Below are 21240 nucleotides of genomic sequence, written 5' to 3' on the forward strand. Positions count from 1 at the left end.
ATTAAGTAAAATTCTTCTATTATGAGTCAGGATATCAATCAGGAAATAATCAATGCTTACGAAGTTATCAAAGAAGGCGGAATCATTCTTTACCCTACAGATACAGTTTGGGGAATTGGTTGTGACGCTACCAACCCTGAAGCTGTTGCCAAAATATACAAACTTAAACAACGTGCGAAAACACAAAGCATGATTGTATTGATGAATGGTGAAAAAATGATGTACAACGTCTTCAAAAACATCCCTGAAGTCGCCTGGCAGCTTTTGGATTTATCCGAAAAACCAACTACATTAATTTTAGACGAACCCAGAAATGTGGCTCCAAATATCATTGCAGCCGATAATTCGCTTGGAATACGTCTGGTAAAAGAACCTTTTTGTTTCAAATTACTGGAACGAATGAAAAAGCCACTGGTTTCCACTTCAGCAAATATTTCAGGCCAGCCCACTCCTATCGCCTTCAAGGATATCAGTCCCGAAATTGTAAAAGGTGTTGACTATGTAGTGAAATTAAATCAGGATAAAGTCGCCGGAAAACCATCTACTATCATCAAGTTAACGAATGATTCCCAAGTGAAAGTGATTCGCAAGTAAGTTTTTTGTTTCAGGTTTAAAGTTTCAAGTTTCAGGTTCAACCCATTGGAATTTGGATTTCAACCTCAGAACCTTTGCCACTCTGCACCTTTGAACCTTTGAACCTCAAAAAAAAACTAAACCATTTTCAAACTTTCCACGAGCCAGTCGATATCTTCTTTGGTGTTGTAATGACTGAATGAAATTCGAAGATTGGGCAATTTCAAATCCTCCTCTGAAAGCATTTCTTTTAAAACATGCGAAGGTTTTATACTTCCGGACTGACAGGCGCTTCCTCTCGAAACCGCTATTCCTTTCATATCCAGGCTAAACAAAAGCATTGAAGTTTTATCTGAAGAAAAAGGAAGAATGATATTGATGATATTGTAAAAGTCCTCTTTTTTACCGTTAATTCTAAAACCCGGAAAATGAATTCCAAGCTGATCGATAAGGTATATTTTCAAGTCCGAAATGTAGTTTCTTTCCTCGTCCAGGTTTTCATACGAAAGTGATAATGCTTTTGCCATTCCGGCAATTTGATGAACCGCTTCAGTTCCTGCGCGAAGTCCTTTTTCCTGCTCACCGCCAAATATGAGCGGCTGCAAACCTGTATTTTTTCGAATAAAAGCAAAACCGACTCCTTTTGGCCCGTGAAACTTATGCGCACTGGCTACAATAAAGTCAACGGAGGTCTTTTGCAGGTCAATTTCTGTTTTCCCAACAGATTGTACCGTATCAGAATGAAACAAGGCATTATACTGCCTGCAAATAACAGCGACCCTGTCCAGGTCCAGAATAGTTCCGGTTTCGTTATTTACATGCATTAAACTCACAATTGTTTTTTTCTCCTGAGCCAGCAAATTCGACAAATGTGTTAAATCGATTGTGCCGTCAGGGTATATATTTACATAGTCCACCTGAATATTATAATCGGATTGTAAAGCCAGAACACTGTACAAAACAGCATGATGCTCTGTTTTCGCAGTTATAATACGTTGTACTTTAAGATCTTCTACGGCCGAGCGAAGAATCCAGTTATCAGCCTCTGTGCCGCCGGAAGTAAAAATAATTTCCTGTGCCGTACAGTTTAAATGTTTCGCAATGCTTTTTCTGGAAAGTTCTAAAATAGTCTTCCCGTTTCGGCCAAAACTATGGGTAGAAGAAGGATTACCAAAATCCTCTGTCATCACTTTTGTAATTTCCTGAATCACTTCAGGACGCAGGGCAGTTGTAGAGGCGTTATCGAGATATACTTTTTTCATTACGGCAAAGTTATGAAATATCAATTGTGAATTCTTAAATATCAATTGCGAAATTTTTCACTATTTTTGACCCAAATAAAATTATGATGAGAAAATATGCATGCCTTCTGTTATTCGCACTCTTATTAAATGGCTGTGATGATGGTGATATAACTGTTGAGACCGTAGACTTTAAAGATGTTACCTCTGACGTTTGTGACCTTACAACCAATCAACTAATTTTCAAACTAAAAAGCCAGGAATCATTGCTGTTACAACTGGCACCGGGAACGCTCAAAAACGAACCGACCCCAGTAGGAGTTCCTAACAAATTCAGTATTGACAATAGTAGTTTCAGACTTGTTTATAGAGGTTATGACGGAGCTGTGGCTAAAACTAATATTTGCAGCCTGATCCCACCGACAACCCCTAATATCATTAATGAATGGTATGCAAAATCGGGAACGATTGAAATTACTACTACGGCACAACCTGACCCAAACCCAACTACCGGCGCTATTACAATTAAGGGATATACGCATAATATTGTTATTAAAAATGTTACGTATTCAATACCCAGCTTAGATGTTACGCAGCCTCAGGTTATTTTTGGTGATTTTGTAACGATTTTAGGAGATGCTGACAAACTGAATTTTACTTTCACTAAAGAAGTTAAACAATGTGCAAGTGGAGGACAAGTTTACACGTACAATGATAATTCGGCTATGACAATTGACAATATTGACCCTGCCTTAATTCAGAATGTTGTCACTCCGGCAAATGCTCCACGAACAGGATTAATAGGTACGACTGTAAACAAACTTTTATTTAAGGTTTATACCGGTAGTGCTCTTAGTGATAGTTATTTTTGTACGGCAACGCCACCATCCACAGCAGTATTAAAAGAAACCTGGGCGGGAGTTGCAGGTGTAGCCAATGAAAGCGGAATTATTGAAGTAACCACTACAACCGATGTGGCAAATACATTTAAACATACTATCAGACTTAGAAATACTAAGCTGCAAAAAACAACAAATACTGTTAATTTAGGTACCAGTTACGTATTGGGTGACATCTATACCAAAACGACAAATTAAACCGTTTTAATTTCAGGTCTTCAGAAGTTAAAAAAGCGCTTTATTCCTACAAAAAAAATACCCGTTTTCATTCTAATTTATAATTGAAATTAGTTTTGAAAACGGATGTTTTTTTATGCTTTAAACGGAACTGTTCGGGGTAGCAAAAATCTCTTATTTAATGTTTTGCCTGAAATAAACTTCTGTGGCTCCCAAGCCATATTTTTGATAATTGGCATCCTGAAAATCAATTCCGTCATAACGGCCCAGTAAAAAGTCAAGTTCCGCTTTTAGAATTCCTTCACCAACGCCATGAATAAAAACAATCTTTGGAATACGATTTCTGATGGCAAATTCAATATGCCTTTTTGCTGTTTCGGTCTGTAAAGTTAAAATATCATAATTCGACATTCCGCGTTTGTTCGGAACCAGTTTTTCGATATGCAAATCAAACTCAGGAGCCGAAATTTCGCGTTTATCTTTGCGCTCTTTTACAAAACTCCTCGGTTTTGGTTCTGTTTTCTCTTTTGTAACCTGATCTAAATCTATTCTTTTAATAGAATTCATTAAATTGCTGGAATCCTGAATTTTAATCAATTCATTGACAAAAAATGTCATCATAAATCCGTCTTCAGTTTCAATCAAAACCTCCTTGTTTTTAACGGAAACCACTACTCCGTTGATGGCTTCATCCAGCACGGAAACCTTATCACCTTTAGTTAACATCTTCTTCTTCTTTATCTTGATTCTTACTCGGTGTTTTTGCACTCAACTGCATCATTCCATACATGAAAACTGCAATTGCAATTAACATAATATAGATATTTTTTTCTGGCGATACCTGTTCATATAAGGCCACGGCAATGGCAAGTATCATTATTATAATTTTAAAAGCTTTCATATTTTTAAGTCTAAGGATCCAAAAGTAAGAAACTTTAAAATAGTACTTCTTACCTTCCTGAATTGTTCTCGTCTTTTTTTCGTAAAATTGTAAAAATTATCACTCGTGAATGTAGAGAAATTTATGCTGCCCTGTTTATTCAAAACACTGTTCGGAATCGAGTGTCTCGGATGTGGTTTTCAGCGCGCGTTATTCTTACTTTTTCAGGGTCAGTTTTCAGCTGCTTTCCAAATGTATCCGGCTCTTTATTCTACGCTAATTTTTCTGGGTTTTGTCGTTTTATACTTTTTAGACGAATCCAAAAATTATACAAAAGTACTTTGGATTTCCGGAATCATAAATGTTATTTTCATGATCGCCGGATATTGGTACAAACACTTTTAATTTTTGTACGGTTCTTTTTTTTTGCCACAGATTACACAGATTCGCTTAGATTTTTTTTGTAAATCTTTGACTGTTTTTTTCACGCAGATTTAGCAGATAATGCAGATTTTCTATTACTATAAATCCGGGCTGTATTGCTAAAATCATTTTTTGATCTGATTCAGAATGTCGTTCATCATTTCGATTTGTACTTTCTGAATTTCGATTAATTCCTGCTGCTGGTGCATAATCAAATGATCTATTTTGTCGTGAATCATCCTGATTTCCAATTCCGATTTTAAGTTAATCATATAATCTTTTTTAGCACGCGTACGGTCTTTTTCTTCCTGACGATTCTGACTCATCATAATGACCGGAGCCTGCAATGCAGCAATACAGGATAAAATCAAGTTCAGCAGAATAAAAGGATAAGGATCAAAACCTTTATTTACCAATATCAAAATATTAGCACTAATCCAGATGACGATAAAAAGCAAAAATGAAATTATAAAAGTCCAGCTTCCGCCAAAATCAGCCACTTTATCGGCTATTTTTTGCCCAAAATTCCTGGTTTCTTCTTCATCTTCCAAAATACTAACAATTGATTTATCTTCCTTAAGAGACGCTACAACATTTTTTTCAAGCTCAGAAAGTGCCCCGATTTCTGTAGATAAATAGTTTGAAATGTATTTCTGACGATACGCATTTAATTCTTTCACAGCAATAAAATCGGCATCGCAAAAAGAGGGATGATCTTCAATAATAAGTCCCAAAATAGGATCATGAATAGATTTTCCTGAAATTTTTTCTTTTGCAGGAAAAGACAGGTTAGAAATAGCGCTTTTAAAAGTCGGATTATTTTTCATTTGGGATATATTTTACCCGCTAATTTAAGCATTTAACTTCTTATGAATCATATAAATTATTTCTGTTTATAATTCTTTTATTTATCACAAATACAATTCACAAAACAAAATTTCTTTAAGGAAATCGTGCCTTTATTTACAAAAAACACCTTACTTTTAACGCTTCAAAACATTCATTCAATTTTACAATTGTGTCAAAAGATCTTATCATACAAAATATAAAAGCTTTAAAAAGCCATTCCAATATAAACTACGGAATCAAAACTAAAACCGAAGATTTTACCGAAAAGCTTTTTTATACCCTTTTTGATTCGAATGCGGCTTTAGATGAAAGCATCGATGAACTCGAAATACGATTTAAGGAAATTGCAGTTATGGCCTGCAATAAGCCTGAAAACTTATGTGAATCTATCTGGGACCGCTTCCTTGAAAAATTGCCCGGTGTTTTGGAAAAGCTAAATCAGGATGCCGCATATATTCTGGAAAATGATCCGGCCTCCAACAGTATCAATGAAGTTTATTTAGGATATCCCGGTTTTTACGCCATTGCGATTTACAGATTAAGCCACGAATTATATCTGCTGGATTTATTACTTTTTTCGAGATTAATGAGCGAATATGCCCATCGGATTACAGGAACCGACATTCACGCAGGTGCAAAAATTGCTTCCCCCTTTTTTATTGATCACGCTACCGGAATTGTAATTGGTGAAACTACCGTAATCGAAAAGCATGTAAAAATTTATCAGGGTGTTACTTTAGGCGCTTTGAGCGTGAGTAAAGACATGAAAAACGCAAAACGACATCCTACCGTTGAGAAAAATGTCTGCATTTATGCGAATGCAACCATTTTGGGAGGAGAAACCGTTATTGGTAAAAACAGTATTGTAGGTGGAAATGCCTGGATTACCAAATCGATTCCGGAAGATTCTATTGTACTCAATACCACCACTACGGAAGTTAAAATAAAAGAAAAAAAATAATATGGGTCCACAGAAACTGCTAAACCTAATTGGAAATACGCCATTGATGGAAACAGTCCATTTGGTAAAAAATAAAAACGTAAAACTTTTACTGAAGCTTGAAGGAAATAATCCGGGAGGAAGTGTCAAAGACAGAGCCGCTTATAATATGATTGCGTCGGCTCTGGAAAGAGGCGATATCATAAAAGGAGATAAACTTATTGAAGCGACCAGTGGTAATACCGGAATTGCCCTTGCAATGATTGCCCAGTTGTTTCAAATCGAAATAGAACTGGTGTTACCTGAAGATTCTACAAAAGAACGAACCCAGACCATGCGTGCTTATGGCGCTACCGTTATTTTAACGCCCGCCAGCGAAGGAATCATCGGTTCACGTGACTATGCCGACAAAAAAGTCGCTGAAGGCGGTTATCTGATGTTAAATCAGTTTGCGAATGATGATAACTGGAAAGCGCATTATAAAACGACAGGGCCTGAAATCTGGAACGATACCGAGGGAACTGTAACTCACTTTGTTTCAGCCATGGGAACCACGGGAACGATTATCGGAACTTCGACGTACCTGAAAGAAAAAAATCCAAATATTCAGATTGTAGGCGCACAGCCCAGCGACGGCTCTCAAATTCCCGGAATCAGAAAATGGCCAAAGGAATATTTGCCTAAAATCTTCGATGCTTCAAAAGTAGATACTGTTATTGACATCAGCGAAGAAGAAGCCCGCAAAATGACCAAACGTTTAGCCCTTGAAGAAGGTGTTTTTGCAGGAATGAGCAGCGGAGGCTCCGTTGCCGTAGCCCTAAAAATCGCAGAACAGCTGGAATCCGGAGTTATCGTAGCCATTATATGCGACCGTGGCGATCGTTATCTTTCTTCTGATTTATTTGATTGAAAAATTAAGGTACAAAGCGGCAAAGGTTCAGAGGTACAAAGTTTTTCTAAATTTACTACCACCACCTTTGAACCTCTGAACCTTTGCAACTTAAAAAAAAAAAAATGAACTACCGTAAACTAGGCAAAACCAATTTTAATATCTCAGAAATCTCCCTTGGCACCTGGCAAGTTGGAGGAAAATGGGGCTCTGCTTTTGACAATAAAACTGCTGACGAACTTCTAAATACTGCTATTGACAATGGTGTTAATTTTATTGATACCGCCGATGTTTATGAAAATGGACTAAGTGAAACTGCTGTCGGAAGAGTGGTTCGTTCCCGCTCTGAACGTATTTATGTCGCTACAAAATGCGGGCGCCATATTAATCCACACGTCAATGAAGGATATCAGCCTAAAGTGCTTCAGCAATTTGTGGAAGACAGCCTGAAAAGAATGGGACTGGAAACGATTGATCTGATTCAGCTGCACTGTCCTCCTACTGAAGTTTTCTACAGACCTGAAATTTTCGAAATGTTTGACCGTTTAAAAGAGCAGGGAAAAATTTTAAATTTAGGAGTGAGCGTAGAAAAAGTCGAAGAAGCCTTAAAAGCAATCGAATTTTCGAATGTCACTACGGTTCAGATTATTTTCAATTTGTTTCGTCAGCGTCCTTCCCAATTGTTTTTCTCTGAAGCCAGAAAGAAAGACATTGGAATAATTGCCAGAGTTCCTTTAGCAAGCGGACTTTTAACCGGTTTATTTGATTCAAAAACCAGTTTTGATCCACAGGACCATCGTAACTTTAATCGTAACGGAGATGCTTTCGATAAAGGCGAGACCTTTTCAGGAATAGATTATGAATTGGGTCTTAAAGCGGTACAGGAATTAAAATCCTTATTTCCTGAAGCTTCCAATCTGGCTCCTTACGCTTTACAGTGGATTTTGAGTTTTGAAGACATAAGCTGTATTATTCCGGGCGCGTCAAAAACAAATCACGTCTTATCTAATGTATCGGTATATGATTTACCTAAACTGACTTCAGAGAAAATTGCAGCCATGAATAGCATTTATGAAAAATACATCAAATCTTCCGTGCACCATCTTTGGTAGGTTTTTCTAATGAAAAAGGTTCAAAGGGACAAAGGTGCAGAGGGACAAAGTTTTTATAAACTTCCCTTCTAAAAACCTTAAAAAAGGTTCAAAGGGGCACAGGGACAAAGTTTTATATACTTTCCAACTAAAAGCCTTTGCAACTTTGTAACTTTGAATCTCTGAACCTTAAAAAAAGGAACAAAGTCCTTATAAAATTTTCCTGCAAAAAAACCTTTGCATCTCTGTAACTTTGCATCTCTGAACCTTAAAAAAATGCTTACAAAATCAAATTTCAAGGAATGGTTTAACCGATATAAATATGCTGAACTGGCAAGTACGACAGCGGCACTGCTCACTTCTTTTTTCAGTAGAATTTACAGCGGATTAACAACAGCCTATCTGATTACTTTTGCAGAATATCTCGCTTTTTACGGTGTTATTCTGATTTCTTCTTATAGGAAAATGGCACTACAGAATAAGATTCAAAACAAAGCAACAAGTTTTAAGGAAATTCTTTCGCTTGTCAAAAATTTGGTTTTGGAATTTGGATATCCGGCCTTTTTAGATTTTTTAGTCGTCCGTCCGTTTTGTATGTACTGGATGCCGATTTTGTGCGGAAATTATTTTTTCGGAATTATCCTGGGTAAAATCACAGCCGATTCCTGCTTCTATTTTTTCACCATTATCAATTATGAAATTATCAAGAAAAGATCCTGATTAAAGGTCAAAAACTATTTTAAATTCGGCCCCTTTGTTTTTTCCTTCACTGGCAGCACTTAATTCACCACGGTTTCTTTCTATGATTTTCTTGCACAAATATAAACCAATTCCTGTAGAAGCTTCTTTTGCAGTACCTAATCGGCTCATGGTCGTGAATTTCTTGAATAATTCTTCGATCTGATCTTTGTTAAAACCAATTCCCTTGTCAGTAACAGTGATCACTAATTTTTCTTTTTCGAAGTAAATCCGAACTTTGACTTCACTGTCAAAATAAGAGAATTTAATGGCATTACTAATCAGATTCACCAAAACCTGCACCAATAAACCTTCATCGATTCTTAGCCTGGCTTCGTTTACTTCTAAACTCAGAGACAGCTTTATATTTTTATCAATCAGTCGTTGTTCTACCTGCTCGTTGATAAAAGGCAGAATATTAGGGAATACAATAGTCCTTACTTCCTGATTGATTTTGGCAATCTGATCCTGCTCATTCAGTAATTTTATAAAATTCTCGATGTATCGAAACTGCAAATTAGTGGATTCACAAATTAATCCCGCCAGATTTTTTACCGAGTCCGATGGATTTTCACTTATAATTAAATTGGCGAGCCCCTGGGGATTTCCGGCAAAATTCTTTAAATCGTGCGAAAGCATATAAATCAAATCCTGTTTTTCGTTGATATAACTTTCTGCCTCATAAATTGATTCCTGAATATTACACATCAAAAGACCTGCCTCATCGGGATATTCGGTTGGCAAAACAGACAATCTTCTGTTATTCCTGTAATCGTCTAAAGATTTTGAAGCAATTGCAATTGGTCTTATCAGCTGCTTTAAAACTAAAAGCGTCACTAAAGTAGCCAATAATGTCATTATCAGGGAAAAAATTAAAATAGAAGCCGGCGAAATTTCAGTATCAAAATAGAGCACAAAGAATAAAATTCCGATTAATGGGATGTGTATACCTATAAAAGCAACAAACAGGAATTTGAAGGCATAACTTTTTTTTAAAAAGCCAATTTGTGAAAGATTGTGATACAACTTCATAAAAAAATAACAAAACGATAGGTTAAAAATGTAGCATTTGGGATTTTGCTAAAACAAAGTTACCTTTTAAACTCAATTAAACTAGCAAATTAAAAAAAATGGTAAAATATTTTAAAAATTAAATTTATAAAAGTTTACAAACCCTTATTTTTGCGCTATGGGAAGAAAAATTACAGACAAAGTTGTCTTTCATCAAATTCAGGTTCTTGATGCCGGAGCAAAGGGAGTATCCGTAGCCAAGGCTCCTGACGGAAAAATTATCTTTATTCCGAATGTAGTACCTGGTGATGTGGTTGACGTACAGACTTTTAAAAAGAGAAAAGCCTATTATGAAGGTAAAGCCGTAAAATTTCATGAATTATCAGAACATCGCATCGAGCCGATTTGCGATCATTTTGGAGTTTGTGGAGGATGTAAATGGCAAAACATGAAATACAGCCAACAGTTGTATTATAAACAAAACGAAGTAAAAAATCATTTGCAGCGTATTGGAAAAGTTGAACTTCCTGAATTCGAAACTATTTTGGGTTCAGAAAAGCAGTTTTTCTACCGAAATAAAATGGAATTTTCATTTTCTAACAGCCGTTGGTTAACTGAAAAAGAAATTGATAGCACTGAAGATCTAGGAAACAGAAATGCCTTAGGTTTTCATATTCCGAAAATGTGGGATAAAATTCTAGACATCAGCAAATGTTATTTACAGGAAGATCCTTCAAATGCAATCAGAAACGAAATCAGGGATTTTGCAAACGAACATAATTTAGCCTTTTTTAACCCGAGAGAGCAGTCCGGTTTACTTCGAACTTTTATGATTCGTACCGCTTCTACCGGTGAAATAATGGTTTTGATTCAGTTTTTCGAAAATGACAAAAAAAATCGTGAGCTTCTTTTAGATCACCTTTACGAAAAATTCCCTCAAATTACCTCGTTACAATATGTCGTAAATTCAAAACAAAACGATACCATTTACGATCAGAATATTAAACTGTATAAAGGAAGGGATTATATACTGGAAGAAATGGAAGGTTTAAAATTTAGTATTAATGCTAAATCTTTTTACCAGACCAACTCCGATCAGGCTTATGAATTATACAAAATAACACGTGACTTCGCAGGTCTTTCCGGTGATGAAACGGTTTATGATTTATATACAGGAACAGGAACTATTGCACAGTTCGTTTCTAAAAAAGCAAAAAAAGTAATTGGTGTAGAAAGTGTTCCGGAAGCAATTTTAGATGCTAAAGCCAATGCAGAACGCAATAATATTACAAATTGCGAGTTTTTTGTTGGAGATATGAAAGTTGTATTTAACGAAAGCTTCATTGCCCAGCATGGCAAACCGGATGTTATTATTACAGATCCGCCAAGAGACGGTATGCACGCTGCCGTTATTGATCAGATTTTGAAAATTGCTCCTAAAAAAATAGTTTACGTAAGTTGTAATTCGGCTACACAGGCACGTGATTTGGCTTTGATGGATGAAAAATACAAAGTAACACGCGTTCGTCCGGTAGATATGTTTCCGCAAACACATCATGTTGAAAATGTTGTACTTTTAGAACTTCGATAACAAAAATTATACATGAAAAAAATAATCTCATTTTTATTGGTTTTTGCTTTTGGTTTATCCAGTTGCGAGAAAGATGATATTTGTGACCCGGATACCCCAACAACGCCACGATTAGTAATCACTTTTTACGATATAAACAATTCAACCTTACGAAAAAGGGTAAATAATCTTAGGGTAACCGGAAAGGATCAGGCACTGAGTGTTGTTTTTAATGAAAGTGCCCTTGATGATACAAAATACCTAACCAGTGCCGACTCGATTGCTATTCCGCTCAGGACGGATACAGATATAACAACCTATACATTTATTAACAATTATGGCAGTACGAATGCTTCCCTTGTTAATTCTGATGAAATAAATTTCGTTTATTCCCGTCAGAATTCTTATGTTTCCAGAGCTTGTGGCTTTAAAACCATCTTTAATTTAAGTGCTTTTCAAAGAACGGATCCTACCGGTGACGGAGTTTGGATGCAGGACATTTTTATAATAAACCCTAACATTGAACTCGAAAATGAAACACATATTAAAGTATTTTTTTAGTATTCCTTTATTGTTTTCAATGTTTTTGGTTCACGCTCAGGAAACAGTCAAAACAAAAGAAACTGCTCCGGAAAAACCAAAATCAGAAATCAAAAAACCAGCTGGTCAGGAAACTGCCACAGATACTATTCTTCCAAAAACCAATCGATATGGACTTCGGGTTGGTGTTGACTTGTACAAACTGACACGCGGTTTTTACGACAAAGATTATAAAGGCGTCGAATTTGTGGGAGATTTTCGTCTAACGAAAAAGTATTATCTGGCTGCAGAACTTGGTTTTGAGGATAAAACCACAGATGACGACAGATTAAACTCAACAGCCACAGGAACCTACATAAAAGGAGGTTTTGATTACAATACGTATCAGAACTGGCTGGACATGGAGAATCTTATCACGATAGGGCTGCGCGGAGGTTTCAGTACTTTTAGCCAGCAATTGAATACGTACAAGATCTATAATCCAAATCCGTACTGGGGACAGCAAACCCCAATTGTTTCAGGAGAAAAATACAATGGACTTACAGCGGCCTGGCTTGAAGTTGCCATGGGGCTTAAAGCAAAAGTCTTTAATAACGTATTCGTAGGTTTCGGAGTTCAGTTGAAGCTTCTGGTAAGCAACAAAGAACCTGGTAATTTCGAAAATCTTTATATTCCCGGCTTCAACAGAACGTACGACGGAAATTTCGGAGTAGGTTTTAATTATACCGTTTCTTACTTTATTCCGCTTTACAAGAAAAAAGTAATTGTTCCGGAACTGAAGAATGTCTCTCCTAAAAAATAGTTTTTTTTTAAAAGGTGCTAAGGTACTGAGGTTCTAAGTGACTAAGATAAAATTAAAAGCCACAAATTCAAAGATGAATTTGTGGCTTTTAATTTTGTTGTTTGCAGCTTTTTTTAAACCTTAGAGCCTTAGAATCTAAGCACCTTAGCACCTCTGAGAAACTCTAAGAACCTATTTCCCTAATTCCTTTTAGAAAAATCCATTTCATAAATAGTTTTTCGCCGTCCTTGGTTTTCACAGCCTGAAATTTAGGCGAAATCAAAGTGGCAGCGATAAAAGCCGTCATTGGAATCCAAAGTCCCGTTAATCCGGTGTAATTAGCCACCAAATATCGTCCTGCTATAAACAAAATAGCAAAACATCCTAATTGATATAAAAATCCTCTTACTTGTAGTTTAGTCATTTTTTTCTTTTTTAAGGTTCAGAGCTACAAAGGTTCAAAGGGACAAAGAAAAAACTCTGTTCCTTTGAACCTTTGCCTCTTTGTAACTATTCGTTTACCTGAAACTTCGTTCTCTTACTTCCCTCGTACATTTCGTACTTAACCAGACGCGCTTCTAAACTTGCGTTGAAAAGTTTGATTTTTCTGGAAGGTTTCAGGCCTACGAATTTTAGGGCTTCAAGGTTGGCCGTGATAAACCAGGCGTTAGTGCCCGGGTAACTTTTCTTTAAAGTATCTCCAATATTTTTGTAGAATTCTTCCATGTGAATGTCCAGACGTTCGTCATAAGGCGGATTGAAAACCATGTGTAACTTTCCTTCAACCGCTTTTTCACTTTCAAAAAAGTTGTTTTCAGAAATGGAAACATAATCCTCCAAATTGGCATTCTTTATATTGTCTTTAGCTTTGTTTACGGCACTTGGCGCTTTATCAAAACCTTTTATGGTATAATGAAATTCCTTTGTTTTTTTCATCAGGCTGTTTACAATGTCATCAAATAAATCGTTATCCCAGTCTTTCCATTTCTCGAATGCAAATTCCTTACGGTTGATGTTTGCCGGGATATTACACGCAATCATGGCTGCCTCTGCCAGAAAAGTCCCTGACCCGCACATCGGATCAAGAAAATGGCTCTGCCCTTCCCAACCGGATAACAATAAAATTCCTGCTGCCAAAACTTCGTTAATCGGCGCAATATTCGTGGCTGTTCTGTAACCACGCTGATGCAGTGAATTTCCGGAAGTATCTAAAGCAACCGAAACCTGATCTTTATCAATATGAACGTTAATCCTTAAATCCGGAAACGCTTTATCAATACTCGGACGCTGTCCCGTTCTTTCTCTGAACTGGTCTACAATAGCATCTTTACATTTTTGAGAAACAAACTCGGAATGATTAAAATAAGTCGAATGCACGGTGGCATCAATTACAAAAGTCTGATTGGCGTTCAGCAATTTAGACCAGTTTACTCCGGAAATTCCTTTGTACAAGGCCTGCTCGTTGTTGGCTCTGAAAGAGTAAATGGGTTTTAAAACTTTAAGGGCAGTACGCAACGATAAATTGGCTTTGTACATAAAACCCTTATCGCCTTTAAAGCTTACCATTCGAACTCCTTTTTCTACATCCTGAGCACCAAGCGCACGCAATTCATTCTCTAATATTTCTTCAAAACCAAAAAAACATTTGGCTATCATTCTAAAATTTTCTTCCATTTTCTTATTTGAATTAAAACAGATTTCCGATCAAAACCGAATCTGCATTAAAAACTTTCCCTTAAACACAACGATTCATGAGGTATCGTTGCGAAATAGTTATTTTTCGGCAAAAATACACTAAATTTGCGGGACTTTGAATTAATTGAAATAGAATAAATGTCTGACGCATCGAACTCCTCAACACCGAATCAGGAACGTAACACCGAAAATTGGTTTACTTCATGGTTTGACACTCCGTATTATCACATTCTTTATAAAGACAGAAACTACAGGGAAGCCCAGATTTTTATGGATAATCTGACGCATTACCTGAACCTGCCCGAAAAAGCAACAGTACTGGATCTTGCCTGCGGAAAAGGTCGCCATTCTATTTATTTAAACCAATTGGGTTTTAATGTTTTAGGTGCCGATTTATCAGAAAACAGCATCGCTGAAGCAAGCAAAAACAGTAACGAGACACTTCATTTCAAGGTGCACGATATGCGTGAACCTTTTGAAGAAAAATTTGATGCCATATTCAATTTATTTACCAGTTTTGGCTATTTCGAAAGTGATGAAGACAATCTTACCACCCTAAAAGCCATAAAAGACAGCTTATCCGAATATGGTTTTGCCGTAATTGACTTTATGAACGTGAATCAGGTGATCGAAACGTTGGTGCCTGAAGAAGTAAAAACCGTTGATGATATCGATTTTAAAATCAAAAGATACTTGAAGGACGGACATATTATTAAGGAAATAGACTTTGAAGATCAGGGAAGGCAATTTCATTTCACCGAAAAAGTAAAAGCCCTAACGCTAAAAGATTTTGAAGACTTAATGGCCGAAGCGGGTATTTTCCTATTAGATATTTTTGGGGATTACAAACTCAAAAAATTCCACAAAACGGAAAGCGAACGATTAATCATGATTTTTAAATAAATTGGTTAATCGTTTAATTGTGTAACCGTTTAATCGCTTAGACAAAAAAACAATTAACCGATGAAACGAATCAACGATTAAACAAAATACAAATGAACTATTTATTACCCTTATTTTCTGTACTTTTAGGTTATCTTGTAGCTTTGTTTTTAAAACCGAAGAGCAAAACCAATCTAAAATTATTACTTGCTTTCAGTGGTTCTTTTTTATTATCCTTAACGGTAATGCATTTATTGCCGGAAGTTTACGAATCCCACAATCACCATATCGGACTCTTTATAATGATCGGGATTTTATTTCAGATTATTCTTGAATTTTTCTCTAAAGGAGCCGAACACGGTCACGTACACGGACATGCACAAATGTCCCAGATTCCGTGGCTGCTTTTTATCAGTTTATGTATCCACGCTTTTCTGGAAGGTTTTCCTGTAAGCCATCACCACGATTTAGCCCTCGGAATTGCGATCCATCACTTACCGATTGCTATTATCTTAACGACATTTTTCATCAATGCAAATTTAAACAAGAAAGCCATTTTTGTGTTCATGCTTACCTTTGCCGTTATGACTCCGCTGGGCACAATCGCATCCGATTATCTGCCTGTTTTAAATGACTATTACACCGAGATTACTGCCATCGTGATCGGAATCTTATTTCATATTTCCTCTACCATTATTTTCGAAAGCAGCGAAGGACACAAGTTCAATGTCGCCAAAGTATCCATGATCGTAGTTGGAATCGTTCTCGCCTTTTTCCTGTAATCAGGGCGTGTCCCCATTTACTAAAGGCGCCATGTAACAAACCGCTGACAGGTGCCTTTAGTAAATGCGGTCTGGCTATCCGCTCCGCCGCGGCGGACAGCTCCTGTCCCTCACGCAAAAAACTCCGTCCTTACCACATATTTCGTTGTTAAAAGCCTTAAAACTTTGTAACTTTGAGACCTTGCAACTTAGAACCCAAAAAACACAATGACTTTTACTAAAACCACGGAACAGGCATCCAAATACGAACATTTAGAAAAAATGTCCGTTCACGAACTGCTTACCAATATAAATAACGAAGACAAAACCGTTCCGCATGCCGTAGAAAAAGCTTTACCACAAATTGAAGCCCTTGTGGCACAAGTGGTAAACCAATTAAAATTAGGCGGAAGATTATTTTATATCGGCGCCGGAACCTCAGGACGCCTGGGTGTTGTGGATGCCTCTGAATGCCCTCCTACTTTCGGGGTTCCATTTGATCTGGTTAACGGAATCATTGCAGGCGGCGACACAGCTATTCGTCGTGCAGTAGAAAATGCCGAAGATAATGCCACACAAGCCTGGATTGATTTACAGGCGCATAATATTGACAAAAACGATGTTGTTATAGGCATCGCAGCTTCCGGAACCACTCCGTATGTTATTGGAGGACTGGAAAGCTGTAATCAGAATAATATTGTAACGGGTTCTATTAGCTGTAATGCCGGAAGCCCTTTGTCTTTAACAGCGCAGTTTCCTATTGACGTTGTCGTTGGACCGGAATTTGTTACCGGAAGTTCCAGAATGAAAGCCGGAACAGCCCAAAAATTAGTTTTGAATATGATTTCGACTGCAGCCATGATTCAGCTTGGAAAAGTAAAAGGCAACAAAATGGTTGATATGCAATTAAGCAATGTCAAATTGGTCGATCGCGGTGTAAAGATGATTATGGGAGAAATTCCGGTTTCCTATGAAGAAGCGTCTGATCTGCTGAAAAAACACGGAAGCGTACGAAAAGCAGTTGACAATTATAATTTATAGGATAAAACAAGTGTTTTTTAGTGAACCGCAAAGTTCGCAACCTGAAACCTGAAACTTCAAACCTGAAACAAAAAAATGGCAACAAATAAAGAATTACTGGGAAAAGGCGTGAAATATCTAACAGGTTCCTTACCTCTTTTGTTTATTGGTCCTTCGTTGATTTATAATGCATTTATGAATCAGCATACCAATTGGCACTATCTGGTTTTGGGAATCGGAATTCTAGCTTGTTTAAGCGCCATGTTTTTAATTTTTTACGGATTGAAAACCATGATGAGAGGGTTGTTTAATGACTAAGTCACTTACGCAAACCCGACAGGTTTTAAAAACCTGTCGGGTTTAATCAATTTTCAAGTTAAAAATTCTTTTATCCAATAGAAAAATGGAAAGTTTAATACACATTCAGAAAACATTCGACAAAGTCATTTATATTGACAAAAAAATAAACAACCGGGAGTTTGAAGATTGTGTCTTTAAAAACTGTGATTTTTCCAACAGCAACTTTGCGTACAATACTTTTTTGGATTGCGAATTTATCGATTGCAACCTGTCCATGACCAGTTTAGCGGGAACAAGTTTAAAAAATGTGACTTTCAAAAACTGTAAACTCCTGGGAATTGCATTTAGTGAATGTGATGATTTTTTATTTCAGGTTTATTTTGAAGAAAGCGCTTTGGACTACGCTATCTTTTCGAACAAAAAAATGCCGAAAACCAAATTTATCAATTGTTCGGTGCGGGAAGTTACTTTTATCGGAACCAATCTGACCAGTTCGCTTTTTGATCATTGCAACCTTGAAGGTGCCATTTTTAATGAAACCCAATTAGCCGCTGTGGATTTCAGAACGGCTTATAATTATAAAATCGACCCTGAATTTAATCCGATGCGAAAAGCACAATTTTCGACGCAGGGAATTGAAGGTCTTTTAGATAAGTATGATATTAAAATTATATAAAAAAGATACACGTATTTGTGAATTTCCATTTCAGTAAGAAACAATTAATAATTTTAATTTGTGAAATTCGTGGCTAAAAAAAAACAATCATGGAAGCAACCAACTCCTATTTAGAAAGCGTTAAAAAACAATTTCTATATTATAAAACATTAGGCGAAAAAGCAATGGCACAACTGGAACCGGAGCAGCTTTTTACCACCGTAAATGAAGACAGCAACAGTATAGCTACCATTGTAAAACACGTTTCCGGCAATATGTTATCACGCTGGACCGATTTCTTAACGACCGATGGTGAAAAAGAATGGCGTAACCGTGATACAGAATTTGAAAATGACTTACAGTCAAAAGAGGAAGTTATAGTTCTTTGGAATAAAGGCTGGGATTGTTTTCTGAATACATTGAACAGTTTAAAAACAGAACAGCTTTCTGAAATAATTTATATCCGAAACGAAGGTCATACCGTTATAGAAGCCATTAATCGTCAATTGGCGCATTATCCGTATCACGTTGGACAGATTGTTTTTTATGCCAAGCAATTAAAAAAAGACGATTGGGACAGTTTATCAATTCCGAAGAATAAATCAGGAAATTACAACGCTGAAAAATTTGCCAAGGAAAAAGAAATTAAGAACTTTACCGAAGACGAATTAAAAAAACTGAAATAATCATTTTTGTCCGTCTGAGCGAAGTCGAAGACCTACTGAAACGAAAAATTCCATCGCCTTAACTCAGGTGAAATGAAAACGAAAGCCCTAGCCCTGATTGCAATGGAAATCCTTTTCATTTTTTTCTTTAAAAAATGAAAAGATTGAAATGGAAAGCAGGAATTAGCTCCTAAAAAAAATAACTTACATTAAAATGAAAAAAATTATATTCTTTTTACCATTACTGGCTTTACTATCATGCTACGATGCAGAACACAACTGCAAGGACTTTAAAACCGGAAAATTCAAATTTGAATTTGAAGTAAACGGCGTAAAAAAAACAACCGTTTTTGAACGTAAAGACAATATTGAAATTGAAACTTTTGAGGGTAAAACCGATACTTCTATCGTACGCTGGGTAAGTGATTGCGAATATATCCTGCAGAAAAAACACCCGAAAAACATGGCAGAGGAAAAAGCAATCAGCATGAAGATTTTAACGACTTCTAAAGATTCTTATACTTTCGAATTTGGAATGGTAGGTTCTGAGGAGAAACAACGCGGAACTGTTTTTAAAATTGACTAAATTTTCGCATTACATCTATTAGAAAAGTTCCTTTGGAGCTTTTTTTTATATACTTTTCTGAAAAATAAACTTTGGCTTTAAATCCTGGAAAAAGTTAAAGGTGTTTCTTTTACATTTCTATTTTTAGCACTACATTACAACCTAAATCTGAAGCATGAAAAATACCATTTCGCATAGAGTTGCCGACTTCCTGAAAAATTATCCGCCTTTTAGTTTTTTGCATCAGGCCGATCTTGAAAAACTATCCGAGCAGATCTCTATTGTTTATAAGGAAAAGGATGCCGTGATTTTTGCTGAAAACGAAAAAACACACGATTCTTTTTATGTGGTGCATAAAGGCGCAGTGGCTTTAAAGAAAAATCAAAAAAATGTCGTGCTCGACATGTGTGACGAAGGTGATATTTTTGGACTGCGTCCGCTTTTGGCTCAGGAAAACTATATCATGGAAGCTGTTGCCCATGAAGAAAGCATTCTCTACGCAATTCCGATAGCGGTTTTTAAACCATACGCACTCGAAAACAGAACGGTGGGGAATTTCCTGATTGAAAGTTATGCTTCCAATACCCGAAATCCGTATTCTGATATTCATAAAGACAAACTTTACGGTGACGATCTGGTTTCCGAATCAATGCATTCAGAAAGTCATTCCTTTGACTTACAGCCTATCAAATATTCAAAGAAAATTGTAACCTGCAGTCCGTCAACAACAGCAAGAGACGTCGCAAAAATCATGAATAAGAAAAAAGTCGGAGCCATATTGATTGTCGATGAAATGCTTCCGATTGGGATTATTACCGATAAAGATCTTCGAAATAAAATTGTGACGGGTGACTATTCGATCCTGACCACCGCAGAAACTATCATGACTAAACCTGTTGTGACGTATCCTAAAAAAATGACGGTTACGGAGGCGCAGATGGCTATGATGAAAAGCAATATCAGTTATTTGTGCCTGACCAAAGATGGAACCAATAATACAAAAGCGGTTGGCATCCTGTCAAAACATGATGTCATGGTAGCACTCGGCAATAATCCGGCTGTTTTGATAAAAGCGCTGAAAAGAGCTAAAAAACCCAAAGACATTAAACCCATTCGTGCCCGCATCATGCAGTTGCTTCAGGGATATTTGGACCAGAATATTCCAATGACACTGATTTCAAAAATCATCACCGGATTAAATGAAGCCTGTACGACCCGTGTTATTGAAATGTCAATCGAAAAAATGAGCAGTCCGCCGCCTGTAAAATTTGCCTGGCTGGCTTTGGGAAGTCAGGGACGAAGCGAACAAATGCTGCATACCGATCAGGATAATTCTATTGTTTATGAAAATGTTTCTGAAGTTTTCAGGGAAGAAACAAAAGTCTATTTCCTGAAATTTGCCGCACTGGTAAACAAAGGCCTTTTTGAAATTGGTTACGATTATTGCCCTGCCGACATGATGGCTTCGAGTCCAAAATGGTGCATGAGCCTGGACGATTGGAAAAATCAGGTGCATCACTGGATTACGAATCCGGGAAAAAATGAGGTGTTGTTGTCTTTTATCTTTTTTGATTACAGCGTAACCTATGGTGATGCTGAAATAGCCAATGAACTTTCGGATGCTATTTTTGAAAACATAAAAGCAAATCCGATTTTTTATGTGCATCTCGTAAGCGGTGCTCTGCAAAATCCTTCCCCAACGGGTTTTTTCAGGCAGTTTTTAGTCGAACAGGATGGTGCCAACAAAGACAATTTCGATATTAAAAGAAGAGCATTAATGCCGCTGACAGATGCAGCGAGGGTTTTGATTTTATCACATTCCGTAAAATCCATAAGCAATACGGCGGAACGTTTTGAAAAACTGGCAGATCTCGAACCGAATAACAGGGAGTTGTATTTGTCCTGTTCGTACTCGTTTAAAGCCTTATTGAAATTCAGAACCAAACAAGGTCTTCTGCACAATGACTCCGGACAATTTATCGCTTTGGAATCCCTATCCAAAATGGAAAAAATAAAACTCAAAAGAACTTTTAAAACCATAAAGGAACTTCAGGAACTGATTAGCGTCAGGTTTAATATTTCAAATATCGTATAA

25 protein-coding genes are annotated in these 21240 nt (G+C 36.7%); 18 read left to right on the forward strand and 7 right to left on the reverse strand.

Annotation, left to right across the window (positions count from 1 at the left end):
- The first annotated feature begins 21 nt into the window (after window positions 1-21).
- Window positions 22-594: an L-threonylcarbamoyladenylate synthase gene (locus HAV12_RS16400; RefSeq protein WP_171570603.1), complete on the forward strand. Its 573-nt coding sequence runs from the start codon at window positions 22-24 to the stop codon at window positions 592-594.
- 116 nt (window positions 595-710) lie between these two features.
- Here HAV12_RS16400 and HAV12_RS16405 read toward each other — a convergent pair whose 3' ends face one another.
- Window positions 711-1835: a cysteine desulfurase family protein gene (locus tag HAV12_RS16405; RefSeq protein ID WP_171570605.1), complete on the reverse strand. Its 1125-nt coding sequence runs from the start codon at window positions 1833-1835 to the stop codon at window positions 711-713.
- Window positions 1836-1918: 83 nt separating this feature from the next.
- On the opposite strand from HAV12_RS16405, the gene HAV12_RS16410 reads away from it, so the two are divergent.
- Window positions 1919-2911, forward strand: a complete 993-nt coding sequence (locus HAV12_RS16410; RefSeq protein WP_171570606.1) for a hypothetical protein — start codon at window positions 1919-1921, stop codon at window positions 2909-2911.
- Between the two features lie 153 nt (window positions 2912-3064).
- On the opposite strand, the gene HAV12_RS16415 is transcribed toward HAV12_RS16410, so the two are convergent.
- Together HAV12_RS16415 and HAV12_RS16420 are read right to left on the reverse strand one after the other, a co-directional pair.
- Window positions 3065-3616, reverse strand: coding sequence for a Smr/MutS family protein (locus HAV12_RS16415; RefSeq protein ID WP_171570608.1), 552 nt, complete (start codon window positions 3614-3616; stop codon window positions 3065-3067).
- Window positions 3606-3791 (reverse strand): hypothetical protein, encoded by a 186-nt coding sequence (locus HAV12_RS16420; RefSeq protein ID WP_171570609.1) that lies wholly within the window; start codon window positions 3789-3791, stop codon window positions 3606-3608. Before HAV12_RS16420 ends, HAV12_RS16415 begins: the two co-directional genes overlap by 11 nt.
- Before the next feature lie 105 nt (window positions 3792-3896).
- Here HAV12_RS16420 and HAV12_RS16425 point away from each other — a divergent pair, with 105 nt between their 5' ends.
- Entirely contained in the window at window positions 3897-4175 is a 279-nt protein-coding gene (locus tag HAV12_RS16425; RefSeq protein ID WP_171570611.1) for a DUF2752 domain-containing protein, read from the forward strand.
- A gap of 143 nt (window positions 4176-4318) precedes the next feature.
- On the opposite strand, the gene HAV12_RS16430 is transcribed toward HAV12_RS16425, so the two are convergent.
- A complete protein-coding gene (locus tag HAV12_RS16430; protein ID WP_171570613.1) occupies window positions 4319-5020 on the reverse strand; it encodes a DUF1003 domain-containing protein in 702 nt (233 codons plus the stop codon).
- Window positions 5021-5211: 191 nt separating this feature from the next.
- Between HAV12_RS16430 and epsC the strand changes: the two genes are divergently transcribed.
- The 4 genes from epsC to HAV12_RS16450 all read left to right on the forward strand — a co-directional run bounded on the left by epsC (window position 5212) and on the right by HAV12_RS16450 (window position 8682).
- Window positions 5212-6003: a serine O-acetyltransferase EpsC gene (gene epsC, locus HAV12_RS16435; protein ID WP_171570615.1), complete on the forward strand. Its 792-nt coding sequence runs from the start codon at window positions 5212-5214 to the stop codon at window positions 6001-6003.
- 1 nt (window position 6004) lies between these two features.
- The gene (gene cysM / locus HAV12_RS16440; RefSeq protein WP_171570617.1) at window positions 6005-6892 is read left to right on the forward strand and encodes a cysteine synthase CysM; all 888 of its coding nucleotides are present in this window, start codon (window positions 6005-6007) and stop codon (window positions 6890-6892) included.
- 104 nt (window positions 6893-6996) lie between these two features.
- The gene (locus HAV12_RS16445; protein ID WP_171570619.1) at window positions 6997-7983 is read left to right on the forward strand and encodes an aldo/keto reductase; all 987 of its coding nucleotides are present in this window, start codon (window positions 6997-6999) and stop codon (window positions 7981-7983) included.
- A gap of 255 nt (window positions 7984-8238) precedes the next feature.
- The gene (locus HAV12_RS16450; protein ID WP_171570621.1) at window positions 8239-8682 is read left to right on the forward strand and encodes a hypothetical protein; all 444 of its coding nucleotides are present in this window, start codon (window positions 8239-8241) and stop codon (window positions 8680-8682) included.
- On the opposite strand, the gene HAV12_RS16455 is transcribed toward HAV12_RS16450, so the two are convergent.
- Window positions 8683-9732, reverse strand: a complete 1050-nt coding sequence (locus HAV12_RS16455; RefSeq protein WP_171570622.1) for a sensor histidine kinase KdpD — start codon at window positions 9730-9732, stop codon at window positions 8683-8685. It lies immediately after the preceding gene.
- 157 nt (window positions 9733-9889) lie between these two features.
- On the opposite strand from HAV12_RS16455, the gene rlmD reads away from it, so the two are divergent.
- The 3 genes from rlmD to HAV12_RS16470 are packed head-to-tail and all read left to right on the forward strand — an operon-like array spanning window position 9890 to window position 12623.
- Window positions 9890-11302: a 23S rRNA (uracil(1939)-C(5))-methyltransferase RlmD gene (gene rlmD, locus HAV12_RS16460; protein ID WP_171570624.1), complete on the forward strand. Its 1413-nt coding sequence runs from the start codon at window positions 9890-9892 to the stop codon at window positions 11300-11302.
- Window positions 11303-11314: 12 nt separating this feature from the next.
- Entirely contained in the window at window positions 11315-11842 is a 528-nt protein-coding gene (locus HAV12_RS16465) for a DUF6452 family protein (protein WP_171570626.1), read from the forward strand.
- Window positions 11814-12623 carry a DUF6048 family protein gene (locus HAV12_RS16470; protein WP_132037872.1) on the forward strand — a complete coding sequence of 270 codons (810 nt, stop codon included), beginning with the start codon at window positions 11814-11816 and terminating at the stop codon, window positions 12621-12623. The genes HAV12_RS16465 and HAV12_RS16470 overlap by 29 nt, the downstream gene beginning before the upstream one ends.
- A 163-nt stretch (window positions 12624-12786) precedes the next feature.
- Here HAV12_RS16470 and HAV12_RS16475 read toward each other — a convergent pair whose 3' ends face one another.
- Both HAV12_RS16475 and HAV12_RS16480 read right to left on the reverse strand, forming a co-directional pair.
- The gene (locus HAV12_RS16475) at window positions 12787-13026 is read right to left on the reverse strand and encodes a hypothetical protein (protein WP_171570628.1); all 240 of its coding nucleotides are present in this window, start codon (window positions 13024-13026) and stop codon (window positions 12787-12789) included.
- A gap of 86 nt (window positions 13027-13112) precedes the next feature.
- The gene (locus HAV12_RS16480; protein ID WP_171570630.1) at window positions 13113-14276 is read right to left on the reverse strand and encodes a class I SAM-dependent RNA methyltransferase; all 1164 of its coding nucleotides are present in this window, start codon (window positions 14274-14276) and stop codon (window positions 13113-13115) included.
- A gap of 159 nt (window positions 14277-14435) precedes the next feature.
- Here HAV12_RS16480 and HAV12_RS16485 point away from each other — a divergent pair, with 159 nt between their 5' ends.
- The 8 genes from HAV12_RS16485 to HAV12_RS16520 all read left to right on the forward strand — a co-directional run bounded on the left by HAV12_RS16485 (window position 14436) and on the right by HAV12_RS16520 (window position 21240).
- Complete coding sequence (locus HAV12_RS16485; RefSeq protein WP_171570632.1) at window positions 14436-15200, forward strand: bifunctional 2-polyprenyl-6-hydroxyphenol methylase/3-demethylubiquinol 3-O-methyltransferase UbiG; 765 nt, start codon at window positions 14436-14438, stop codon at window positions 15198-15200.
- 92 nt (window positions 15201-15292) lie between these two features.
- A complete protein-coding gene (locus tag HAV12_RS16490; RefSeq protein WP_171570634.1) occupies window positions 15293-15961 on the forward strand; it encodes a ZIP family metal transporter in 669 nt (222 codons plus the stop codon).
- A 207-nt stretch (window positions 15962-16168) separates the two neighbouring features.
- Window positions 16169-16981, forward strand: a complete 813-nt coding sequence (gene murQ, locus HAV12_RS16495; RefSeq protein WP_171570636.1) for an N-acetylmuramic acid 6-phosphate etherase — start codon at window positions 16169-16171, stop codon at window positions 16979-16981.
- 75 nt (window positions 16982-17056) lie between these two features.
- Window positions 17057-17278: a DUF6095 family protein gene (locus tag HAV12_RS16500; RefSeq protein WP_171570637.1), complete on the forward strand. Its 222-nt coding sequence runs from the start codon at window positions 17057-17059 to the stop codon at window positions 17276-17278.
- A gap of 85 nt (window positions 17279-17363) precedes the next feature.
- The gene (locus HAV12_RS16505; RefSeq protein WP_171570638.1) at window positions 17364-17936 is read left to right on the forward strand and encodes a pentapeptide repeat-containing protein; all 573 of its coding nucleotides are present in this window, start codon (window positions 17364-17366) and stop codon (window positions 17934-17936) included.
- Window positions 17937-18025: 89 nt separating this feature from the next.
- Entirely contained in the window at window positions 18026-18601 is a 576-nt protein-coding gene (locus HAV12_RS16510; RefSeq protein WP_171570639.1) for a DUF1572 domain-containing protein, read from the forward strand.
- 193 nt (window positions 18602-18794) lie between these two features.
- The gene (locus HAV12_RS16515; protein ID WP_171570640.1) at window positions 18795-19166 is read left to right on the forward strand and encodes a DNA topoisomerase IV; all 372 of its coding nucleotides are present in this window, start codon (window positions 18795-18797) and stop codon (window positions 19164-19166) included.
- Between the two features lie 154 nt (window positions 19167-19320).
- Window positions 19321-21240 carry a DUF294 nucleotidyltransferase-like domain-containing protein gene (locus HAV12_RS16520; RefSeq protein WP_171570641.1) on the forward strand — a complete coding sequence of 640 codons (1920 nt, stop codon included), beginning with the start codon at window positions 19321-19323 and terminating at the stop codon, window positions 21238-21240.

Origin of the sequence: Flavobacterium sp. CLA17 (assembly GCF_013112255.2) — a bacterium.
GTDB lineage: Bacteria > Bacteroidota > Bacteroidia > Flavobacteriales > Flavobacteriaceae > Flavobacterium > Flavobacterium circumlabens.